Here is a 19,068-nt window from a genome sequence, read left to right as displayed (position 1 = left end):
TCATCGCCAGCCTTTGTTGATACCAGTTCGCAATTTGCGCTGAAGCGGCCCAAGCCATGATTAAACAACGCACACTGAAAAATATTATCCGTGCCACAGGTGTAGGCCTGCATTCCGGCGAGAAGGTCTATCTGACCCTCAAGCCTGCGCCTGTCGACACTGGCATTGTGTTTTGTCGCGCTGACCTCGACCCTGTGGTGCAGATTCCTGCCCGCGCGGAAAACGTCGGTGAAACCACTATGTCGACGACGCTGATCAATGGCGACGTCAAAGTGGACACGGTAGAGCACTTGCTCTCGGCCATGGCTGGCCTGGGCATCGATAACGCCTACGTCGAGCTCTCCGCGTCCGAAGTCCCGATCATGGATGGCAGCGCTGGACCCTTCGTATTCCTGATTCAATCGGCAGGCCTGGAAGAACAGGACGCCGCCAAGAAATTCATCCGCATCCTGCGTGAAGTGACAGTGGAAGACGGCGACAAGCGCGCCACTTTCGTCCCTTTCGAAGGCTTCAAGGTGAGCTTCGAGATCGATTTCGATCACCCGGTATTCCGGGACCGCACCCAGAGTGCAAGCGTGGATTTTTCCAGCACTTCGTTCGTAAAAGAAGTCAGCCGCGCCCGTACCTTTGGTTTCATGAGTGACATCGAGTACCTGCGCAAGCACAACCTCGCACTCGGCGGCAGCGTGGAAAACGCGATCGTGGTCGACGCTGATGGCGTGTTGAACGAAGACGGTCTTCGTTATGAAGACGAATTCGTGAAGCACAAGATCCTCGATGCGATTGGCGACCTGTACCTGCTGGGCAACAGCCTGATTGGTGAGTTCAAAGGCTTCAAGTCCGGTCATGCACTGAACAACCAGCTGCTGCGCAAATTGATTGAGCAGACAGATGCTTGGGAAGTGGTGACGTTCGAAGACGCCAGCACCGCACCAATCTCTTACATGCGCCCGGTTGCGGCGGTGTAAGTAAAAAACCTCTCTAGTTTTTTGAAGGCCATCCTCGGATGGCCTTTTTTTATGCCCTTTCAAAAGCAAAAGATCGCAGCCTTCGGCAGCTCCTACAGGGATACCGCATTTCAGATGTAGGAGCTGCCGAAGGCTGCGATCTTTTGACTTTAAATTGACACTACAACGCGATTGCGCCCGCCTTCCTTGGCCTGATACAGCGCCTTGTCCGCTGTAAACAGCAGCTGCTCCAGTGTCATCTCGCTCGCCGTCGTCCATGTGGCGATGCCGATACTCACCGTCATCGCCCGCTCAGCGCCTTCAACCCATGGCAAGTTTTCCACCGCCTGGCGAATCTGCTCGGCGATCTGCTGCGCCCCGGCGCTGTCGGTCTCGGCGAGAATCACCGAAAACTCTTCACCGCCATAACGTGCGACCAGATCCGCCGGGCGCCGCACGTTCGCGGTGATTACCTTGGCCAGTTCGCGCAACACCTGATCCCCAGCCTGATGGCCATGGCGATCATTGAATGCCTTGAAGTGGTCGGCATCGATCATCATCACCGACAGCGGCTGGCCGGAGCGCTGCGCGCGGAACCATTCGTGGCGCAGGGTCTGGTCGAGCATGCGTCGGTTGGCAACGCCGGTCAGATCATCGGTGGCAGCCAGTTGCGCCAGTTCGCGTTCGGCGCGATGGCGCAAACGCAGTTCCCGAGCGAGCAGCCAGGTCAGCCACAACAGCCCCAGGCACAACACGCCGGTGGCGCCGCTGATCAGGATCGCCGTGCGCCGCCAAGTGCCGAACACCTCCTCGCTGGACAGCGCGACCATCACCGTCAACGGCAGATTGCCCACCCGCGAGTAGGTATAGAGCCGGCGTTGTTTATCCATGCTCGAGGTACTGGTGAAACTGCCGCTGCCATCGCGATCGTTGAGAATCCGCACGACGTTGGGCCGGTTGCCGAAACTCTTGCCGACCGAATCGCTTTGCAAATAGGGCTTCTGCGCGAGCAGCACGCCATCGCTGTTGATGATGTTCAGTGTGCTGTCGGTGCCGATGTCGAGGCTTTTGAACAGGTCGTCGAAGTAGTCGAGTTTCAGCGACGCCACCGCTACGCCGAGGAATTCGCCGGTCTGCGAGGAGATGCGCCGGCTGAAGCTGATGCGCCACTGATCGGCCTCTTCGCAATCGCAACGGGTCTTGAACGGGCGGCTGATGAACATGCCCATGTCACGGTTGAACGCATGGGCGAGGAAATAATCGCGGTCGGCGAAATTGCCCGGTTTCGGTTCGATGCGCGAGGAGTCGGCGATCACCTCGCCATGCTTGTCGAGCAGGAGGATGTCGCCCTTGAAACGCGCGGTGGCAGAGCGATCGAACAGTGCCAGATGACGGATCTGCGGCGAGACGTTCTGCAGGTCGTCACGCTGAGCGGCGGCGATCAGGCCTTGCAGCGTCAGGTCGTACAGCTCGACGGTGCGCAGCACATCGGCGTCGATCAATTGCGCGATGGTCGTGGCGCGGCGCGTGGCGACTTCCTGCGCACTGGCGTACTCGCGGATCAGCAGAAATGTGACGATGCACACCATCGCAATCACCGTCAGCAGGCTGCCGAGGATCAGCAGGCGCTCGGGGCGACCGGTAAGGCCTGTGATGGAAGGCGTGCGGCTGGTGATCATGATGGGCTGTCGGTAGGAGTGGTTTCGTAAGCTTAGTAGGGCTGACGCCGGAAAAACTTGTGGGAGCGAGCCTGCTCGCGAAAGCGGTGTGCCATTCAACATCAATGTTGATGGATCAACCGCGTTCGCGAGCAGGCTCGCTCCCACAGGGTAGATCACAGGATCTGAAAAACGCAGCGCCGATCTTAGAAGACGTTGACCGGGTAGTCGATGATCACGCGGTATTCATCTGTATCCGAATCAATCGCGCCGTAGCCGTTGCCGCCACGGTTGGTCGCCCATTGCAGGCGCACCGCCAGGTTCTTGGCCTGGCCGCTTTGCACGACGTACTGCAAATCGATGTCGCGTTCCCAATGCTTGGCGTTATGGCCGTCGGCGCTGTACCAGCTGGAATAGCCTGCGCTGTTCGGGTCGGCTTTGGTCAGATCCACCGTGCCGCGTGAATAGGACAGCGCCGAGGTCAATCCGGGCATGCCGAGGCCAGTGAAGTCGTAAGCGTACTTGAGCTTCCAGGAGCGTTCGTTCGGACCGTTGAAGTCCGAATACTGCTGCGAGTTGTCTAGATAAACGCTGTCGCCCTGGCTGATGTAGTCGAACGGCGTATTACCGTTGACCCGCTGAAAGGCGGCGGTAACGCTGTGATGACCGACGCCAACGGTGAAGTGCAGGCTGTAGGTGTTGTTGTCGATATCGCCGAGCAGCGCATCACCGGTGTCTTGCGTGTGATAGAAGTGCAGGCCCGGGTTGAGGCTGACCAGATCGTTCAAGTGCCAGGTGTAACCCAGGTCGTAGTAGTACTGGTTCCAGATGTCCTTGAGCTCGGACGCGTAAAGGCTGCTCGTCAGGCCTTCAACGCCGCTCCAGGCCACTCCGGCCCAGTTCAAGTGTTGGCTGTCATCGCCATCGGCCAGCGTGCCGTAGGACGTGCCGATTCGGGTATGACCGCTCTGGTTATACGGCTTGGTGAAACTGGCCTGGCCACCTTCGATCAGCCAGCCGTCGAAGCTGCGGTTACTCAGGCTGATGCCACGAAAGGTCTGCGGCAGCATCCGCGTGTCGCCGCCGGCAATCACCGGGTTGGTGAGGAACAGGTCACCGGCCTTCAGTTCGGTATCGAATGCTCGCAGCTTCAGGGTCCCGCCGGCGGTTGAAAACGAGCCCGGCGCTTTGCCGTTGCCGTCGCTGATCGGCAGGATGCTCGAACCGTCGGTACCGCCTCCGCCATCGAGTTTCAAGCCGAGCATGGCATGAGCATCGACGCCGAAGCCGACCGTGCCTTCGGTATAACCCGATTCGAAAACCCCGAGAAAACCTTGCCCCCATTCAATGTTGTCGTCCGCTTTCTGCAAGCGGTTGCGATTCATGTAGTAGTTGCGGGCATTGAGGCTGAGGCTTGAGCCTTCGACGAAACCTTGTTCAGCGGGCTCGTCGGCGTGGGCGGCGGGAGCAATCGTTGCGGCAATTGCAATGAACAGCGGGGTGAGGCGGGCAGGGTAAAACACGTGCGGTGGAGCTCCTTGGGTCAGCGGGCCGCTCTGGTTCATGAGCGGCTTGATGTTTCTTGTTTTTTCAGACGCGCCAGACGGCTTTCAGACCACAACGAAAAAAGGCCGCTGAATGGCAGCGGCCTGGAGTGACGACGGTTGAACGGGAAGAGCCAAACAACCGCGTCGAGGGAAACCTTTCGCGGTGCGACTCAGCTGTCTTTCTCGAGCGCTTGAGCCTGGGAAGTAGCGGCCTGCGGGGATTGCGTCGCGTCTTGAGCCTTGGCCATCACTTCGGCCTGATGCTGATCGAATGCCTGCGCGCGAGCGACGTTGTGCGCCACGAACGCTTGCGATTCTTCAGCCATCGCCATCGGCGACAGGATCAATGAGGACAAAACGAATGCGCTGGCAATACCCATACTGTTGGACATCTTGAAAACCTTCTCGCTTGGCGAGTGCTGTTTGGTGCGGGCAAAGATAAGGTTGCCGGGGGTTGGGAAACAGCGCGATTTTCATAAATGACTGTTACAGCAAAAGCAAAGATCGGCACGGGTAACAACCCGGTCTGTGCGTGATGGTGGCCTGTGGCGAGGGGATTTATCCCCGTTGGGCTGCGAAGCGGCCCCAAGAATTCCAGCCTCAAAGATTCTTAGAGCTTGTGCACAGGATTTGCGACTGCTGCGCAGCCGAGCGGGGATAAATCCCCTCGCCACAGGGCTTGGCTGAGCATTCAGACCGGGAGATGGATGCCAAAGGTGTTCATGCCCCGGTCACTGCGCACAAACACATCCCCGCCATGCATCAGCGCAATCGCCTTGACGATCGCCAGCCCCAGGCCGTGGTTATTGCCGCTGTTGCTGCGCGAAGCATCGACCCGATAAAACCGTTCGAACAATCTCGGCAGATGCTCGCTGGCAATCGGCGTCCCGGGATTGGCCACGCCAATGCTCACCTGGTGTTCTTCAACCTCGATGCGCACCTCGATCACCTGGCCCGGATCGGTATGCTGCACCGCGTTGCTGAGTAAATTGATCAATGCCCGGCGCAGGTGCGCGACCTCGATCTGCACTTGCGCATCGCCGCTGACCTGCACTTCAACCTGCGCGTCTTCAAGGATGAAATCCAGATAGTCCAGTGTCGTCGCCACCTCATCAGCCAATGACGTCGAGGTCAGTTTGGTCGCTTTATTGCCTTGATCGGCGCTGGCCAGAAACAGCATGTCGTTGATGATCGAGCGCAGTCGCTCAAGCTCTTCGAGATTGGATTGCAGCACTTCGAAATAGTGTTCGGCGGAGCGCCCGCGAGTCAGTGCGACCTGGGTCTGGCCGATCAGGTTGGTCAGCGGCGAACGCAGTTCATGGGCGACGTCGGCGTTGAACGATTCCAGCCGTGAATAGGCCAGTTCGACCCGTTCCAGAGTTGAGTTGAACGATTCGACAAACTGCTCCAGTTCCGGCGGCAGCGGCGACAGACGCAAGCGCCCGGCGCGCAGCGGTGGTGCCAGACGCTGGGCTTCCTGCGACAGTTTGATCAGCGGCTTCAGACCGATTCTTGCGACCCAATAGCCCAATGCCGAGGCCAGCAGCACCCCGACAATCGCCAGACTGATCAGGGCGATGAGCAAGTGATGCTGGGTCTGATGCAGCGTCTCGGTGTCGATGCCGATCATGAAGCGCAGCGGCGGGCGCTGGTCCTTGGCCGGGAACTGACTGACCAGCACTTTCAGCGGGTAGGGCTGATCGGGCAGTTGCAGATCAAGCATGCCCAACGGGCCGTTGATGGCCGCGCGAATCTGCGGCGTAAGGTTGCCGTACTCGTAGCGCGGATCACCGCTGCTGATCCAGAAACTGATGCGCTTGTCTTCCTCGCCGAGCAGTTTGAGCTTGTTGTTGATCTTCACCCAATGCTCCGGCGTGCCGTAACGGCCAACGGTGGATTCGAGCACGCTGTACCGCGCATCCAGCTCGGCTTCGGGCAACAATCCCAAGCCCTTGTCGACCTGTTGATACAGCGCGCCGCCAATTAACAGAAACACCACCAGCGCCACCAGCGTGAACATGCCGCTCAGGCGCAAGGCAATCGAGTTACTGGACACCACGGCTCTCCAGCACATAACCCATGCCGCGAATGGTGTGCAGCAGTTTTTCGTTGAACGGCCCGTCGAGCTTGGCGCGCAGGCGTTTGATCGCGACTTCGACGACGTTGGCGTCACTGTCGAAATTGATGTCCCAGACCATTTCCGCGATGGCGGTTTTCGAAAGGATTTCACCCTGGCGGCGGGCGAGGACGCTCAACAGCGAAAACTCTTTGGCGGTCAGATCCAGACGGGTGCCGGCGCGGGTGGCCTTGCGGCTGATCAAATCGATCCACAGGTCGGCGATGGTCACTTGCACCGGTTCGTGGCCGCCGCTGCGCCGGGTCAGCGCTTGCAGGCGGGCGACCAGTTCTAGAAAGGAAAACGGTTTGCCGAGGTAATCGTCGGCGCCGTCGCGCAGGCCCTTGATGCGATCTTCGACGCGCTCGCGGGCGGTGAGCATGATCACCGGGGTTTGCTTGCGCGCACGTAATGCGCGCAGTACGCCGAAGCCATCGAGCCCCGGCAACATGACGTCGAGGACGATCACGGCGTAGTCGCATTCCAGTGCCAGATGCAGGCCTTCGACGCCGTCGCGGGCAAGGTCCACGGTGTAGCCCTGTTCGGTCAGGCCACGGTGCAGATAGTCCGCGGTTTTTTCTTCGTCTTCGATAATCAGAACGCGCATGACCGCCTCAGTCTGTGGTCGCCAGTGCCGTTGCGGGCGTTGCGGCTGGTGGGTGTGAGTGCCGGTGAAACAGCCGCTCGAGCCATAAGTATATGACCGGCGTGGTGAACAGCGTCAGCATCTGGCTGACCAGCAAACCACCGACCACGGCAATGCCCAACGGCTGGCGCAGTTCGGCGCCGGTGCCGTAACCGAGCATCAGCGGCAACGCACCGAGCAGGGCGGCGAGGGTGGTCATGATGATCGGCCGGAACCGGGTGATGCACGCTTCGAAAATCGCCTCCTGCGGCGGCAGACCGCGCTGGCGCTGCGCCTCGAGCGCGAAGTCGATCATCAGGATGCCGTTCTTCTTGACGATACCGATCAGCAGCACCAGACCGATCAACGCCATGATCGAAAAGTCCTGGCCGCAGATCCACAGCATGATCACCGCGCCGAGGCCTGCTGCCGGCAGGGTCGAAATGATCGTCAGCGGATGCACGAAGCTTTCATAAAGCACGCCGAGAATGATGTATACCGCCACCAGCGCCGCCAGAATCAGCCATGGCTGGCTGGCCAGCGAACTCTGGAACGCCTGCGCCGCACCCTGGAAATTGCCGCTGATCGCGGTGGGCATGCCGATCTCGGCCTTGGCCTGATTGAGCTGAATCACCGCATCGCCCAATGCCACGCCGGGGGCGAGGTTGAATGACATGTTGGCGGCGGGGAACATGCCGTCATGGGCAATCGACAGCGGGCCGATGGTCGGCGCGTCGAATCGGGCCAGCGCCGACAGCGGCACCATTTCCCCACTGAGCGGCGAGCGCAGATAGAAATAGTTGAGGCTTTCGGCCTTGCCGCGTTGTTTGGTATCCAGTTCCAGAATCACGTTGTACTGATTGACCTGGGTCTGGAATTCATTGATCTGCCGTTGGCCGAATGCATCGTACAGCGCCTCGTCGACATCGCTGGCGGTCAGGCCGAAACGCGCGGCGGCGCTGCGATCGATGCTGATGTGGGTGATGCTGCCGCCCAGTTGCAGATCGTTGGAAATGTCGCGAAACGCCGGGTTGCTGCGCAGTTTCTCGGTCAGGCGCTGGGTCCAGGTGGCGAGGGTCGCGCCGTCATTGCTCTTCAGCACATATTGATACTGGGCACGGCTCGGGCCGGAGCTGAGGTTGATGTCCTGCCCGGCGCGCAGATACAGGACGATGCCGGGGACTTTCATCAGTTGCGGGCGGATGCGATCGATGAACTGGCTGGCGCTGACATCGCGATCACCACGTTTTTTCAGGGCGATCCAGAAGCGCCCGTTGGCGATAGTCTGGTTGCTGCCGGAAACCCCGACCGAGTGCGAAAACGCCTGCACCGCCGGATCGGCCGCGACGATTTCGGCCATCGCCAAGTGTTTTTTCACCATGTCGCCGTAGGAGATATCCGCAGCGGCTTCGGTGGTGCCGAGGACAAATCCGGTGTCCTGCACCGGAAAGAAACCCTTGGGAATAAAGATGTAACCGGCAACAGCCAGCGCCAACGATAAACCGAACACACCAATCATCAGTTTCTGGTGGTCGAGGGCGCGGCGCAGGCCTTTTTCGTACCAGCCGAGCAAGCGCTCGCTGAAACCCGGTTTGGCGCTGGCGTGATGCACCGGTTTGCGCATGTACAGCGCAGCAAGGGTTGGCGCCAACGTCAGCGAGACCACCACGGAAATCATGATGGTCGATGTCGCGGTCAGGGCGAATTCCTTGAAAAGGCGCCCGACCACACCGCCCATGAACAACAGCGGAATAAACGCCGCCACCAGCGAGAAACTGATCGAAACGACGGTGAAGCCAATCTCGCCGGCCCCCTTGATCGCCGCCTCGCGCATATCATCGCCGGCCTCGAGATGGCGATGGATGTTTTCCACAACCACGATCGCATCGTCCACGACGAAGCCGACCGCGACGACGATCGCCACCAACGTCAGGTTGTTCAGACTGAAGCCGAGGACGTACATCAGGGCGAAACTGGCGATCAGCGAGACACCGAGCACCGCCGAGACAATCAGCGTCGCCGACAACTGGCGCAGGAACAGCGCCATGACCGCGACCACCAACAGGATCGCGATCAGCAAAGTGATTTCCACTTCATGCAGCGAGGCGCGAATGGTCTGCGTGCGGTCGATCAGGGTTTTCACCTGCACCGAGGCCGGCAGCATCGCTTCGAGGCCGGGCAGGGCGGCCTGAATGCGATCAACGGTCTCGACAATGTTGGCGCCAGGCTGGCGGAAAATCACCAGATTCACACCAGGTCGATCTCCGGCCCAAGCCTGCACGTAGGCATCTTCCGCACCGTTGACGACGTTGGCGACATCGCGCAGGTGAACCGGGGCGCCATCCTTGTAGGAAACGATGAGCTCGCTGTAGTCCTCGGGGTGGAACAACTGGTCGTTGGTCGACAGCGTGGAAATGCTCGATTCGCCGTACAACGCACCTTTGGCCAGGTTGAGGCTGGTCTGCTGAATCGCCAGCCGAATGTCGGCCAGCGTCAGGCCAATCGCCGCGAGTTTGTCCGCCGAGGCTTGCACTCGGATCGCCGGGCGTTGCTGACCGGTGATGTTGATCTGGCCGACGCCGTCGATCTGGCTGATCTGACGCGAGAGCAGGGTTTCCACCAGGTCGCTGAGTTCGGTGCCGGGCATTTGCGTCGAGCTGACGCTGAGGATCAGCACCGGGCTATCGGCCGGGTTGACCTTCTTCCACGTTGGCAGCGTCGGCATGTCTTTGGGCAACTTGCCGGCGGCGGTATTGATCGCCGCCTGCACTTCCTGGGCGGCGGTGTCGATGCTTTTGTCGAGAGTGAACTGCAAGGTCAGCAGAGTTGAGCCCAGCGCACTGCTCGAGGTCATCTGGGTCATGCCGGGGATGGCGCTGAATTGCACCTCCAGCGGCGTCGCCACCGAGGAAGCCATGGTGTCGGGGCTGGCGCCGGGCAACTGTGCAGAGACCTGGATCGTAGGAAATTCCGCTTCCGGCAGTGGCGCAATCGGCAAACGCGGAAAGGCAATTACGCCGACCAGTACCAGAGCGAACGTCAGCAAAATCGTCGCTACCGGGTGATCGATGCACCAGGTCGAGATGCCCTTGTGCGAGTTCATGGCTTGGGCTCCGCCTGCACCACTTGCGGCGGCTCGCTCATGATTTGCACGATCGCCCCGGGCTTGAGCCGCGACTGGCCGTCGGTCACCAGTACGTCACCGGCGTTGACGCCTTTGATGATGTCCTGACCGCTGCCCTGATAAACCATTTGCACCGGCACTGCCTCGACCTTGTCGTCCTTCACGCGGTAAACGAAGTGTTGTTCGAGGCCTCGCTGTACGACGGTGGGCGGAACCACCAGCGCGTCTTTATCCACAGCGGTCTGAATTTTCACCGTCACCAGCAAACCCGGCCAGAGCTTCTGGCTGGCATTGGCGAACTCGGCCTTGGCGCGGATGGTGCCGGTGTTGGCGTTGATCTGGTTGTCGATCAGGGTCAGCTGACCTTCGCCGAGCAGATTGCCGGTTTCGCCATCGGTGTCGGCGCCGATGTAAGCCTTGACCGGGGCGCGTTGCGGATCGCTGATCAGGCTCTGCAGGGTCGGCAGCATCTGCTGCGGCAGGGAGAACTCGACGGCGATCGGGTCGATCTGCGTGACGGTGAACAGGCCCTGGGTGTCGGTCATGCGCAGGAAGTTGCCTTCATCGACCGTACGAATACCGACGCGCCCGGTGACCGGCGAGCGAATCTGCGTGTAGGACAGCTGCACCTGCGCCGCATCGATCGAGGCCTGATTGCCTTGCGCAGTGGCTTTGAGCTGATTGACTAAGGCCTGTTGCTGGTCGACGGTCTGTTTCGATACGCCGTCGTCGACGCTGAGCAGTTTGTAGCGCTTGAGATTGACCAGCGCTACCTGCAACTGCGCCTGACTCTCGCCCAACTGCGCCCGGGCCTGGTCGAGGTTGGCGCGGATCGAGCGGTCGTCAATGGTCGCGAGCAGGTCGCCTGCTTTGACCCGTTGGCCTTCCTTGACCAGAATTTTCGTCAGAATGCCGTCGATCTGCGGGCGTACCACCACGCTGTGCAGCGAGAGCACCGAGCCGATGCCGCTGGTGTAGCGCGGCACGTCTTTGGCGCTGACCGTCACCACCCGCACAGGAATGGCGGTCGGGCTGGCCAGTTTGGCCGGCGCCGGTTTCAGCGCGAACCACAGGCCGGCGGCTGCCAGCAGAATCAGGAGAGTGGCCAGCAGGATTTTGTTTTTCTGGATGGACATGCGCGGCGCCGAAGTCTGGAGTTTGGGCAGATTGACCAGTTATAAACCGCTCAGGCGGTCGGCAGGGTGACGGCTGGCTGTCAGGATTGTCAGTTTCGTTTGTATAGATGGGGAGTAGCAGTGTGCGGCGATGCTCTTGTGTTGGATTCGCCCCTCACCCCAGCCCTCTCCCCAAGGAGAGGGAGCCGATTTGTGGGCTTTTCGAACCTGAGTTCGACTCGGTATCCCATGTCGGCGAACCTCGAGTAAACACCTCGGTCTGTCCCCTCCCCAGGGCGAGGGTTACGGTGAGGGGAAACCATTCAGCGCACCGTGCAAATCTTCAGATGCCGAGCCAGAGCGCACAGGTATACTGCGCGCCTTTGCGGCTCACTGATCGGGCCGACTTTTTGTTCCCGGAGCTTTTATGACTTCCCCGACCCAACCGCCGGTTGACGACGCTGTGAGCGACGTCCCGGCTGAAGTGGCTGATGCCAGCGAAACCAAGGCCGAGATCCCGGCGTTCAAGTTCCCGTTCAAGCCGGGCGAGCTGGCTTCGGCGAAAGGCTCGAATCAGCCGTGGTACAAGAATGGCGCGAAGAATGGCCACACCAAAACCCCGGGCATGGCGCCGCCGGGGACGCGTCGGTCGATGGGCAAGCGCTGACATCGGAAAGTGATGGTGCTTGTGCTTGCCTCTTCGCGAGCAGGCTCGCTCCCACAGGTTTTGTGTTTGGCGCAGATCCAATGTGGGAGCGAGCCTGCTCGCGAATGCGACAGCCGCTACAGCACAAATGTCAGATCAAGCCGCGCGCAATGAAATAAACCCATAAGTCTGCGCCGGTTCAGTCACCACCAGCCCACCCGCAGCCAGCACCTGTCCGGCCACGTCATCGCCGGACAAATGAAACAGCCATTCACTGGTTTGCGCCGCTAGCGGTTGCGCGCTCACTTGGTCGATCACTGCCGCAAAGGCATCCATGTTCGGCAAGTACGCGGTGAACCCGTCACCCTTGAGCGCCGTGGTGCGAATTCCCAGGGTTGCGCAGATCGCATCCTTGAGTCTGATGTCGTCCCGATCCGCCTGACGTGAACGCTGAATCAACTCAACCAGTTCCCGATCAACCAACTCGCCCCCCACAATCAGCTCCGGTCCCTGTTCCCAGGACTCCGGTGGGCAATCCTTGGCAGCAGGATTGAGCGGGATGTGCGGATTGATTTCCGCCGGGTAAATCCGGCACACCAGCGGGCGACGCTCGTAGATCCGGCAGCGCTTTTCGTCGTCAAGATTCCGGCAGGGGCCGACGTTGTAGGCGGCAAAGGTGATCGCCACGTGAGCATCAGTAGTGCCACTGCGGACCACCGCCGAACGGCGCTCGGCATGTTCGCGCTGTTGCGCTGGCAGCCCCAGGCCATTGCCGAGAAAAGCCTCGGCCAGCACGATCACCTGACCGCCATCCGCCGCCCACATGCGGGCTTCGGCGAGCGTCAGCGGGACATGGTGATCGGTGCAGCATTTGCCGCAACCTACGCAGGAAAACGTCGTATTCATTGAGCGATCTGTCTTCAATCAGGGTGTGAAACGGTGGCGGAAAACCACCGCACAGGGCCGGGTCGAAGCAAGTTGTGCGCCATTCACTGAGGTTTGGCGGTCGGGCGAATCGAATCCCACTCGGTGACGTACGCGGTTTTCGACTGTTTGTTGTACAGGCACAGCTCGCTGCCTTGCTGGCCTTTCATGTGTTTTTGCGGGTATTGGCCTTGCAGCAGAACGGCGGTGTAACCGACGCGGTCGTCGAATTGCGCCGGTGTGCCGACCGGTTTGACGTTTTTCAGACCGCTGGCCTTGGTGCAGCTGGCGAGGACGGTCTTGTCATAGGCAGCCCAGGCGTCGGGGCTGGAGGCATGGGCCTGGGAGGCGAGGGCGATGAGGCTGAGCAGCGCCAGGGTGATGGCTTTCATGGTTGGGGCATCCTTGGTTATGGCCAAGGTTGGAGTCTGTCGGATAGCGGAAGTTGCCAGTGCTGCCCTTCGCGAGCAGGCTCGCTCCCACAGTTTGAAATGCAATCCACCTGTGGGAGCGAGCCTGCTCGCGAAAGCGGTAGATCAGTCGGGCACAGGCTCGCGCCGAACCACAACCATCCCGGCATTTTCATACAACCGCCGCGCCCGCAGGTTGTCCTCCAGAACCCGCAAATCGACAAACCCCTCGCGCCGCTGTTGAAAGACGCTGAAGGCATGCAGCAACAACGCGCGTCCAAGCCCCCGGCCCTGCATTCGCGGGTGCACCACCAGATTCTTGATATACGCACTGGTCCAGCACTGCGCCACGCCCACCACACCCTCGGCATCGCAGGCGACGAAACACAGCGCTGGATCGTATTCAGGGTCGCTGGCAAAGCGCCGCTGCCAATCGTCCAGTGACGGCACTCGACCGCCACCTTCCAGATGTCCGAGGTACATCAACTGATGCACCGCCGGCGCCAGCTCCTCGCGGTAGACGGACAGCTCAATCCCGTCCGGCCGCTGAGCATCCGGCAGAGGTCCACTCAAGTCGCGGCGCAGCAGAAAGCAAAACGTCTCGGCCAAGACTCAATGCCCGTTGGCCGCGACGTGCTTGGCGGCTTCGATCAGGCGTTGGGTCAGCTCCGGCGAGGAGAACTTGGTCAGCACCGCATTGGCACCGGCCAGTCGGGCCTTTTCACTGTTCATCGCGCTGTCGAGGGAGGTGTGCAGCAAGACGTACAAGTGCGCAAAGTCCGGGGTTTCACGCAGGGTGCGGGTAAAGGCATAGCCGTCCATTTCCGACATTTCGATGTCGGAGACGATCAGATTGATCTGCTGCGCGGTGCCTTGCAGGTCGAGCAGGCAGTCGATGGCTTCCTTGGCACTGCGCGCGGTGTGGCATTGCAGGCCGAGGTTGCGCAGGGTGTGCACCGATTGCTGCAGGGCCACCTGGCTGTCATCGACCACCAGAATGCGCGCGTTGCCGAGCACTTCAGCGTCTTCCATGGTCAGGTCGGTCGGCGCCATTTCGATCTGCGCCGGGGCGATGCTGTGGATGACTTTTTCGATATCCAGCACCTGTACCAGCGTGCCGTCCACCGAGGTCACGCCGGTGATGTAGGCGCGCGAGCCGCCGGAGCCGAACGGTGGTGGCTTGATGTCTGTAGTCAGGCAATGGACGATCTTGCTCACCGCCTGCACATGCAGACCCTGCTTGGAACGGCTGACATCGGTGACGATCAGGCAGCCACCGTTGGGATCTTCCAGCGGCCGCTCGCCGATCGCGCGGCTGAGATCGATCACCGACAGCGATGCACCGCGCAGCGAGGCGATGCCTTTGACGTGCGGGTGCGACTCCGGCAGCTTGGTCAGCGGCGGGCAGGGAATGATTTCACTGACTTTCAGCAGGTTGATCGCCATCAGCTTGCCGCTGCGCAAGGTAAACAGCAGAAGCGAAAGTGAATCTGCGCGGGCTTTGGTGGAGGACATAAGAACCTTCTGTGGGGCGAGAGTGGAAATCGCCAGAAACCTTTGATGCCGTGTTATCGGCGTCAGAAGGTGGGGCTTTAGCTCAGTTGTCGGCTGGACAAAAAACATCTGTGGCGAGGGGATTCATCCCCGTTGGGTCGCGTAGCGGGCGCAAAAGACGGGACTGCTGCGCCGTCCAACGGGGATAAATCCCCTCGCCACAGGTCACCAAGCAAGCTACATGGCGTGGTTATTTCATGCCCAAGCGCTTGGCCATCCGCCCCAGATTCGCCCGATCCACCCCCAACTCCCGCGCCGCACTCGCCCAGTTATCCTGATGACGCTCCAGCGCTGCACTGATCAGGCGCCGCTGAAACTCATCGGTGGCAGTGCGCAGATCCCCGCTGATCATCGGCAGTACATTGGTCAAGTCGGTACTGGCAGGCGCAACCACGTTATCCACAACCTCACGGGGCAAATCCAGATCCGCCGCGCTCAAACTCAGAATTTTCGGCCGCACTTTGCAGTTACCCAGCGCCTTCAGCGCACTGCGTCCGATCAAATGCTCCAGCTCTCGGACATTGCCCGGCCAGGTGTAGGCCAGCAGTGCTTCCTGAGCATCACTGTTCAAGCGCAGGCTATTGAGGCCCATGCGCGAGCGGTTCTGCTCGAGAAAGAAGCCACTGAGCAGCAACACGTCGCGCCCGCGATCGCGCAGGGCCGGCACCCGCAGCGGATACACGCTCAAGCGGTGATAAAAGTCGGCGCGGTAGCGACCGCTGCGCACTTCCTCGGCCAGATCGCGATTGGTCGCTGCAATCAGACGCACATCGACCTGATGCTCCTTGTCCGAACCCAGGCGCTGCAACTGACCGCTCTGCAATACGCGCAGCAACTTGGCCTGGACTGTCAGCGACAGCTCGCCGACTTCATCAAGAAACAGCGTGCCGCCATTGGCCAGTTCGAACTTGCCACGCCGGTCGCTGGTGGCGCCGGTGAAGGCGCCGCGCACGTGGCCGAACAGTTCGCTTTCCACCAGCGTGTCGGGGAGGGCGGCGCAGTTGAGGCTGATGATCGGTTTGTCGGCGCGCGCGGAGGCGGCGTGGATCGCTTGGGCTACCAGCTCTTTGCCGACCCCGGTTTCGCCGGTGATCAGAACAGTCAGATCACTGCCACCGACCAGATTGATTTCTTCCACCAAGCGTTTGTGCGCTTTGCTCTGGCCGATCATTTCGCGGTGCTGCTGACCGCTGGCCTGACGGTAGACCTCGGCGCGCTGATGCTCGTCTTCGGCGCGGGTGGCCAGACGTTCGATGCGTTCGGCCGCATTGACCGTGGCCGAGGCGAGGCTGGCGAAGGCTTGCAGTGCGTCGAGTTCGATCGGCTCGAAACGCTCCGGGTCCAGCGCGTCGAGCGTGATAAGGCCCCAGAGTTTTTCATCGACGAATAAAGGACAGCCGAGGCAGTCGTGAACTTCAAGATGATCGTCGAGGCCATCGACCAAACCGTCATAAGGATCGGGCAAGTCGCTGTCGGCGGCGAAGCGCGTCGGCCCGGCGCCGGCCAGCAGGATTTCGAAACGCGGATGCTCGCTGACCTTGAAGCGGCGGCCGAGGGTGTCGGTGCTCAAACCGTCCACCGCCAGCGGCACCAATGATTCGCCATCCAGACGCAACAACGCGGCGGCATCGCAGGGCAACAAGGCGCGCATGGCCTCGAGGAGGCGCCGGTAGCGCTCACCTTCGGGCAGTTCGCGGGAGAGGTCGGCGACCAGAGGCAGCAGGGCGGTAAGCAAGGATTTAGCGGTCATGATTTTTTGTAGTCAAAGAGACAAGGTGTAGTCGCGAGGACTATACGTTCATTTGTGTCGAAATGACTATGAAGGTTTCAAGCTGTTGAATTAAAAGGATTAATTAGTTGGCACGAAAGCTGATATCCCTAATGCAATCTTTCAAGAAAGCGCAGGAGTCACCTTATGCTTAGCGTCCAGGATCGTGCCATCATCAAATCCACTGTGCCTCTGCTGGAAAGCGGCGGCGAGGCGTTGATCACACATTTCTACCGCATGATGCTCTCCGAATACCCGCAGGTGCGGCCACTTTTCAACCAGGCGCATCAGGCCAGTGGCGATCAGCCGCGTGCCTTGGCCAACGGCGTGCTGATGTACGCCCGGCACATCGATCAGCTCGACCAGTTGGGCGATCTGGTGGCGAAGATCATCAACAAACACGTCGCCCTGCAAATTCTGCCAGAGCATTACCCGATCGTCGGTACCTGCCTGCTGCGCGCCATTTCCGAAGTGCTCGGCGAAGAGATCGCCACACCAGAGGTGATGAGTGCCTGGGGCGCTGCGTACGGGCAACTGGCCGACATCCTTATCGGCGCCGAAACCGCGATCTATGACCAGAAGGAACACGCTGTCGGCGGCTGGCGCGGTGCGCGGGAATTCATCGTCGCAGCGAAGGTGCAGGAGAGCGCCGAAATCACCTCGTTCTACTTCGAACCGGCAGACAAAGGGCCGATTCTTGCGGCCGAACCGGGTCAGTACATCGGCATGAAGCTGATCCTCGACGGCGAAGAAATCCGTCGCAACTATTCGCTCTCGGCACTGGCCAATAACGGTCAGTACCGCATCAGCGTCAAGCGTGAACCGAATGGTCGCGCGTCCAACTATCTGCATGATCAACTGCACGTCGGCGCGAGCATCCAACTGTTCCCGCCGTCGGGCGAATTCACCCTGGCGGCCAGCGACAAGCCGCTGGTGCTGATCAGCGGCGGCGTCGGCATCACTCCGACGCTGGCGATGCTGGAAGCAGCGCTGGCCACCGAGCGTCCGGTGCACTTTATCCACTGCGCGCGCAATGGCAGTGTCCACGCGTTCCGCGACTGGGTCGATGGGCTGGCGGCGCGTCATCCGCAGCTCAAGCGCTTCTATTGCTACGCCGAAGAAGATGGTGTCAGCCCGGCGGCGGACAAGGTTGGCCTGCTCAACGAAGAACTGCTCGGCCAGTGGCTGCCGGCGCAGCGTGATGTCGATGCTTACTTCTTGGGACCGAAAGGGTTCATGGGCGCGATCAAACGGCACCTGAAAGCGTTGGGCGTGCCGGAGAAGCAGAGCCGTTACGAGTTCTTCGGCCCGGCTGCTGCTCTGGAGTGATCCGAGACCGCCTTGTCTCGTTCGCGAGCAGGCTCGCTCCCAGCGGATTTGCGTTCGACGCAGATCCATTGTGGGAGCGAGCCTGCTCGCGAATCTTCTGCGCGCCGCAAAAGCCATGTTGGTTAATCATTCCTTAACCGCTCTATCGTTTATTGCCCCGGTGTAGACTTGCGACAATTTCAGCCGCCGGCCGGCTGGACCATGGACTTACAAAGGAAAGGCAATGAGCGAGGAAACGATGCGGTTGGGGCGTGAGCGGCGCTATCTGGTGTTGCTGGGGATCATCTGCCTGGCGTTGATCGGCGGCGCACTTTACATGCAGGTCGTGCTCGGCGAAGCACCTTGCCCGCTTTGCATCCTGCAGCGCTATGCACTGTTGCTGATTGCACTGTTCGCCTTCATTGGCGCGGGCATGCGCAGCCGTCGCAGCATCACTGTGTTCGAGACGCTGGTAGTGATCTGTGCGATCGCCGGGGCCGGTGTGGCCGGGCATCACGTCTATACACAGTTCTATACGGCGGTGAGCTGTGGCGTCGATGTGCTGCAGCCGATTGTCGATGATCTGCCGCTGGCAAAGATTTTCCCGCTGGGCTTCCAGGTTGACGGTTTCTGCTCGACGCCGTATCCGCCGATCCTCGGTCTGTCGCTGGCGCAATGGGCGCTGGTGGCGTTCGTGCTGGTGGTGATTCTGGTGCCTCTGCTGACTTCGCGTAATCGAAAAGCGCTGCGCTGAGTCAACTTCTCGGCACAGCTGCCGATAAACAAAACGCCCCGATTTTCGTTGATGAAAATCGGGGCGTTTTGCATTTCAGAGCGTTTGTGAAAACACCGTGACGAACGGCAATGAAGCGTGCGGCAAATGTGCGACATGTTGTCACACAGGGGCTGTCGCAGTGGCTCGGGATGCGGCGGATTGGCCGCCTGTTACATAAAAACATTGGCCAGTTTTAGTGTTTTCGGGCTTGAGCACGGACGTACCAGAGCAGGCAGTTTTAACAGGCGCCGGCAGATGGACGAAGCCCTTGGAACATCGGGCTTTGCGCCGCTCCAGCGTTTGTAGATCGGGTGCAGAGCTGTCTGATTTGACGCGGTTTCGCTGGCAGATTTTGCCGCTTTTATTGAGAAACGCTTTCGATAACTTGCGCAACTTTTGCAAAAATGGCGATGGATTGTTGCTCTGAGTGATAAAAATTATTTCGGGATAAGACATGGTGTATAGGGCGCTACCTATCTACAATCGCCCGCACTGAATTCCCGACGCTGTTCAGCCTTTATCAAGGAACTGATCAGGAGGTCGGGTGTCGA

The 19,068-nt window shown here is 60.2% G+C and carries 16 protein-coding genes; 4 read left to right on the top strand and 12 right to left on the bottom strand.

Translation table 11 applies throughout. The features are described from left to right. Positions 1 to 56: 56 nt before the first annotated feature. The gene (lpxC, locus tag AB4O12_RS16385) at positions 57 to 968 is read left to right on the top strand and encodes a UDP-3-O-acyl-N-acetylglucosamine deacetylase (protein WP_007916984.1); all 912 of its coding nucleotides are present in this window, start codon (positions 57 to 59) and stop codon (positions 966 to 968) included. Positions 969 to 1,117: 149 nt separating this feature from the next. Here the strand turns inward: lpxC and AB4O12_RS16380 are convergent, their stop codons facing one another. The 7 genes from AB4O12_RS16380 to AB4O12_RS16350 all read right to left on the bottom strand — a co-directional run bounded on the left by AB4O12_RS16380 (position 1,118) and on the right by AB4O12_RS16350 (position 11,153). Further along, the gene (locus tag AB4O12_RS16380; protein ID WP_460059113.1) at positions 1,118 to 2,626 is read right to left on the bottom strand and encodes a sensor domain-containing diguanylate cyclase; all 1,509 of its coding nucleotides are present in this window, start codon (positions 2,624 to 2,626) and stop codon (positions 1,118 to 1,120) included. 185 nt (positions 2,627 to 2,811) lie between these two features. After that, entirely contained in the window at positions 2,812 to 4,170 is a 1,359-nt protein-coding gene (locus tag AB4O12_RS16375; protein WP_460059111.1) for an OprD family porin, read from the bottom strand. 152 nt (positions 4,171 to 4,322) lie between these two features. Beyond that, entirely contained in the window at positions 4,323 to 4,544 is a 222-nt protein-coding gene (locus tag AB4O12_RS16370) for a hypothetical protein (RefSeq protein ID WP_016773285.1), read from the bottom strand. A 299-nt stretch (positions 4,545 to 4,843) separates the two neighbouring features. Beyond that, positions 4,844 to 6,208 (bottom strand): heavy metal sensor histidine kinase, encoded by a 1,365-nt coding sequence (locus AB4O12_RS16365; protein WP_256809622.1) that lies wholly within the window; start codon positions 6,206 to 6,208, stop codon positions 4,844 to 4,846. Next, positions 6,198 to 6,875, bottom strand: a complete 678-nt coding sequence (locus tag AB4O12_RS16360) for a heavy metal response regulator transcription factor (protein ID WP_016773287.1) — start codon at positions 6,873 to 6,875, stop codon at positions 6,198 to 6,200. The genes AB4O12_RS16365 and AB4O12_RS16360 overlap by 11 nt, the downstream gene beginning before the upstream one ends. 7 nt (positions 6,876 to 6,882) lie before the next feature. Then, positions 6,883 to 9,996, bottom strand: coding sequence for a multidrug efflux RND transporter permease subunit (locus tag AB4O12_RS16355; protein WP_256809623.1), 3,114 nt, complete (start codon positions 9,994 to 9,996; stop codon positions 6,883 to 6,885). Next, positions 9,993 to 11,153, bottom strand: a complete 1,161-nt coding sequence (locus tag AB4O12_RS16350; RefSeq protein ID WP_256809624.1) for an efflux RND transporter periplasmic adaptor subunit — start codon at positions 11,151 to 11,153, stop codon at positions 9,993 to 9,995. The genes AB4O12_RS16355 and AB4O12_RS16350 overlap by 4 nt, the downstream gene beginning before the upstream one ends. A 406-nt stretch (positions 11,154 to 11,559) precedes the next feature. On the opposite strand from AB4O12_RS16350, the gene AB4O12_RS16345 reads away from it, so the two are divergent. Then, on the top strand, positions 11,560 to 11,799 hold the full coding sequence (locus AB4O12_RS16345) for a hypothetical protein (protein ID WP_016773292.1): 240 nt from the start codon (positions 11,560 to 11,562) through the stop codon (positions 11,797 to 11,799). A gap of 135 nt (positions 11,800 to 11,934) precedes the next feature. Here AB4O12_RS16345 and AB4O12_RS16340 read toward each other — a convergent pair whose 3' ends face one another. From AB4O12_RS16340 to norR, 5 genes are all read right to left on the bottom strand, one after another. Beyond that, a complete protein-coding gene (locus AB4O12_RS16340; RefSeq protein ID WP_252876874.1) occupies positions 11,935 to 12,684 on the bottom strand; it encodes a YkgJ family cysteine cluster protein in 750 nt (249 codons plus the stop codon). Positions 12,685 to 12,767: 83 nt separating this feature from the next. Continuing rightward, positions 12,768 to 13,094, bottom strand: coding sequence for a hypothetical protein (locus tag AB4O12_RS16335; protein ID WP_056790191.1), 327 nt, complete (start codon positions 13,092 to 13,094; stop codon positions 12,768 to 12,770). Positions 13,095 to 13,238: 144 nt separating this feature from the next. After that, entirely contained in the window at positions 13,239 to 13,721 is a 483-nt protein-coding gene (locus AB4O12_RS16330; RefSeq protein ID WP_056790189.1) for a GNAT family N-acetyltransferase, read from the bottom strand. A 3-nt stretch (positions 13,722 to 13,724) separates the two neighbouring features. Continuing rightward, the gene (locus AB4O12_RS16325) at positions 13,725 to 14,627 is read right to left on the bottom strand and encodes a chemotaxis protein CheV (protein ID WP_016773296.1); all 903 of its coding nucleotides are present in this window, start codon (positions 14,625 to 14,627) and stop codon (positions 13,725 to 13,727) included. Between the two features lie 229 nt (positions 14,628 to 14,856). Next, positions 14,857 to 16,416 (bottom strand): nitric oxide reductase transcriptional regulator NorR, encoded by a 1,560-nt coding sequence (gene norR, locus AB4O12_RS16320; RefSeq protein ID WP_110646184.1) that lies wholly within the window; start codon positions 16,414 to 16,416, stop codon positions 14,857 to 14,859. Positions 16,417 to 16,581: 165 nt separating this feature from the next. On the opposite strand from norR, the gene hmpA reads away from it, so the two are divergent. After that, positions 16,582 to 17,763 carry an NO-inducible flavohemoprotein gene (gene hmpA / locus AB4O12_RS16315; RefSeq protein ID WP_016773298.1) on the top strand — a complete coding sequence of 394 codons (1,182 nt, stop codon included), beginning with the start codon at positions 16,582 to 16,584 and terminating at the stop codon, positions 17,761 to 17,763. Between the two features lie 223 nt (positions 17,764 to 17,986). Continuing rightward, positions 17,987 to 18,496, top strand: a complete 510-nt coding sequence (locus AB4O12_RS16310; protein ID WP_460059105.1) for a disulfide bond formation protein B — start codon at positions 17,987 to 17,989, stop codon at positions 18,494 to 18,496. Positions 18,497 to 19,068: the final 572 nt, after the last annotated feature.

The sequence above is a fragment of the Pseudomonas sp. S2_A05 genome (assembly GCF_054668485.1).
This window is presented reverse-complemented; position numbering and strand designations above follow the sequence as displayed.

Bases quoted from the DNA above. Each gene is read 5' to 3' on its own strand.
- lpxC (WP_007916984.1), top strand. From the start codon at position 57: ATGATTAAACAACGCACACTGAAAAATATTATCCGTGCCACAGGTGTA.
- AB4O12_RS16380 (WP_460059113.1), bottom strand. From the start codon at position 2,626: ATGATCACCAGCCGCACGCCTTCCATCACAGGCCTTACCGGTCGCCCC.
- AB4O12_RS16375 (WP_460059111.1), bottom strand. From the start codon at position 4,170: ATGAACCAGAGCGGCCCGCTGACCCAAGGAGCTCCACCGCACGTGTTT.
- AB4O12_RS16370 (WP_016773285.1), bottom strand. From the start codon at position 4,544: ATGTCCAACAGTATGGGTATTGCCAGCGCATTCGTTTTGTCCTCATTG.
- AB4O12_RS16360 (WP_016773287.1), bottom strand. From the start codon at position 6,875: ATGCGCGTTCTGATTATCGAAGACGAAGAAAAAACCGCGGACTATCTG.
- AB4O12_RS16355 (WP_256809623.1), bottom strand. From the start codon at position 9,996: ATGAACTCGCACAAGGGCATCTCGACCTGGTGCATCGATCACCCGGTA.
- AB4O12_RS16350 (WP_256809624.1), bottom strand. From the start codon at position 11,153: ATGTCCATCCAGAAAAACAAAATCCTGCTGGCCACTCTCCTGATTCTG.
- AB4O12_RS16345 (WP_016773292.1), top strand. From the start codon at position 11,560: ATGACTTCCCCGACCCAACCGCCGGTTGACGACGCTGTGAGCGACGTC.
- AB4O12_RS16340 (WP_252876874.1), bottom strand. From the start codon at position 12,684: ATGAATACGACGTTTTCCTGCGTAGGTTGCGGCAAATGCTGCACCGAT.
- AB4O12_RS16335 (WP_056790191.1), bottom strand. From the start codon at position 13,094: ATGAAAGCCATCACCCTGGCGCTGCTCAGCCTCATCGCCCTCGCCTCC.
- AB4O12_RS16325 (WP_016773296.1), bottom strand. From the start codon at position 14,627: ATGTCCTCCACCAAAGCCCGCGCAGATTCACTTTCGCTTCTGCTGTTT.
- norR (WP_110646184.1), bottom strand. From the start codon at position 16,416: ATGACCGCTAAATCCTTGCTTACCGCCCTGCTGCCTCTGGTCGCCGAC.
- hmpA (WP_016773298.1), top strand. From the start codon at position 16,582: ATGCTTAGCGTCCAGGATCGTGCCATCATCAAATCCACTGTGCCTCTG.
- AB4O12_RS16310 (WP_460059105.1), top strand. From the start codon at position 17,987: ATGAGCGAGGAAACGATGCGGTTGGGGCGTGAGCGGCGCTATCTGGTG.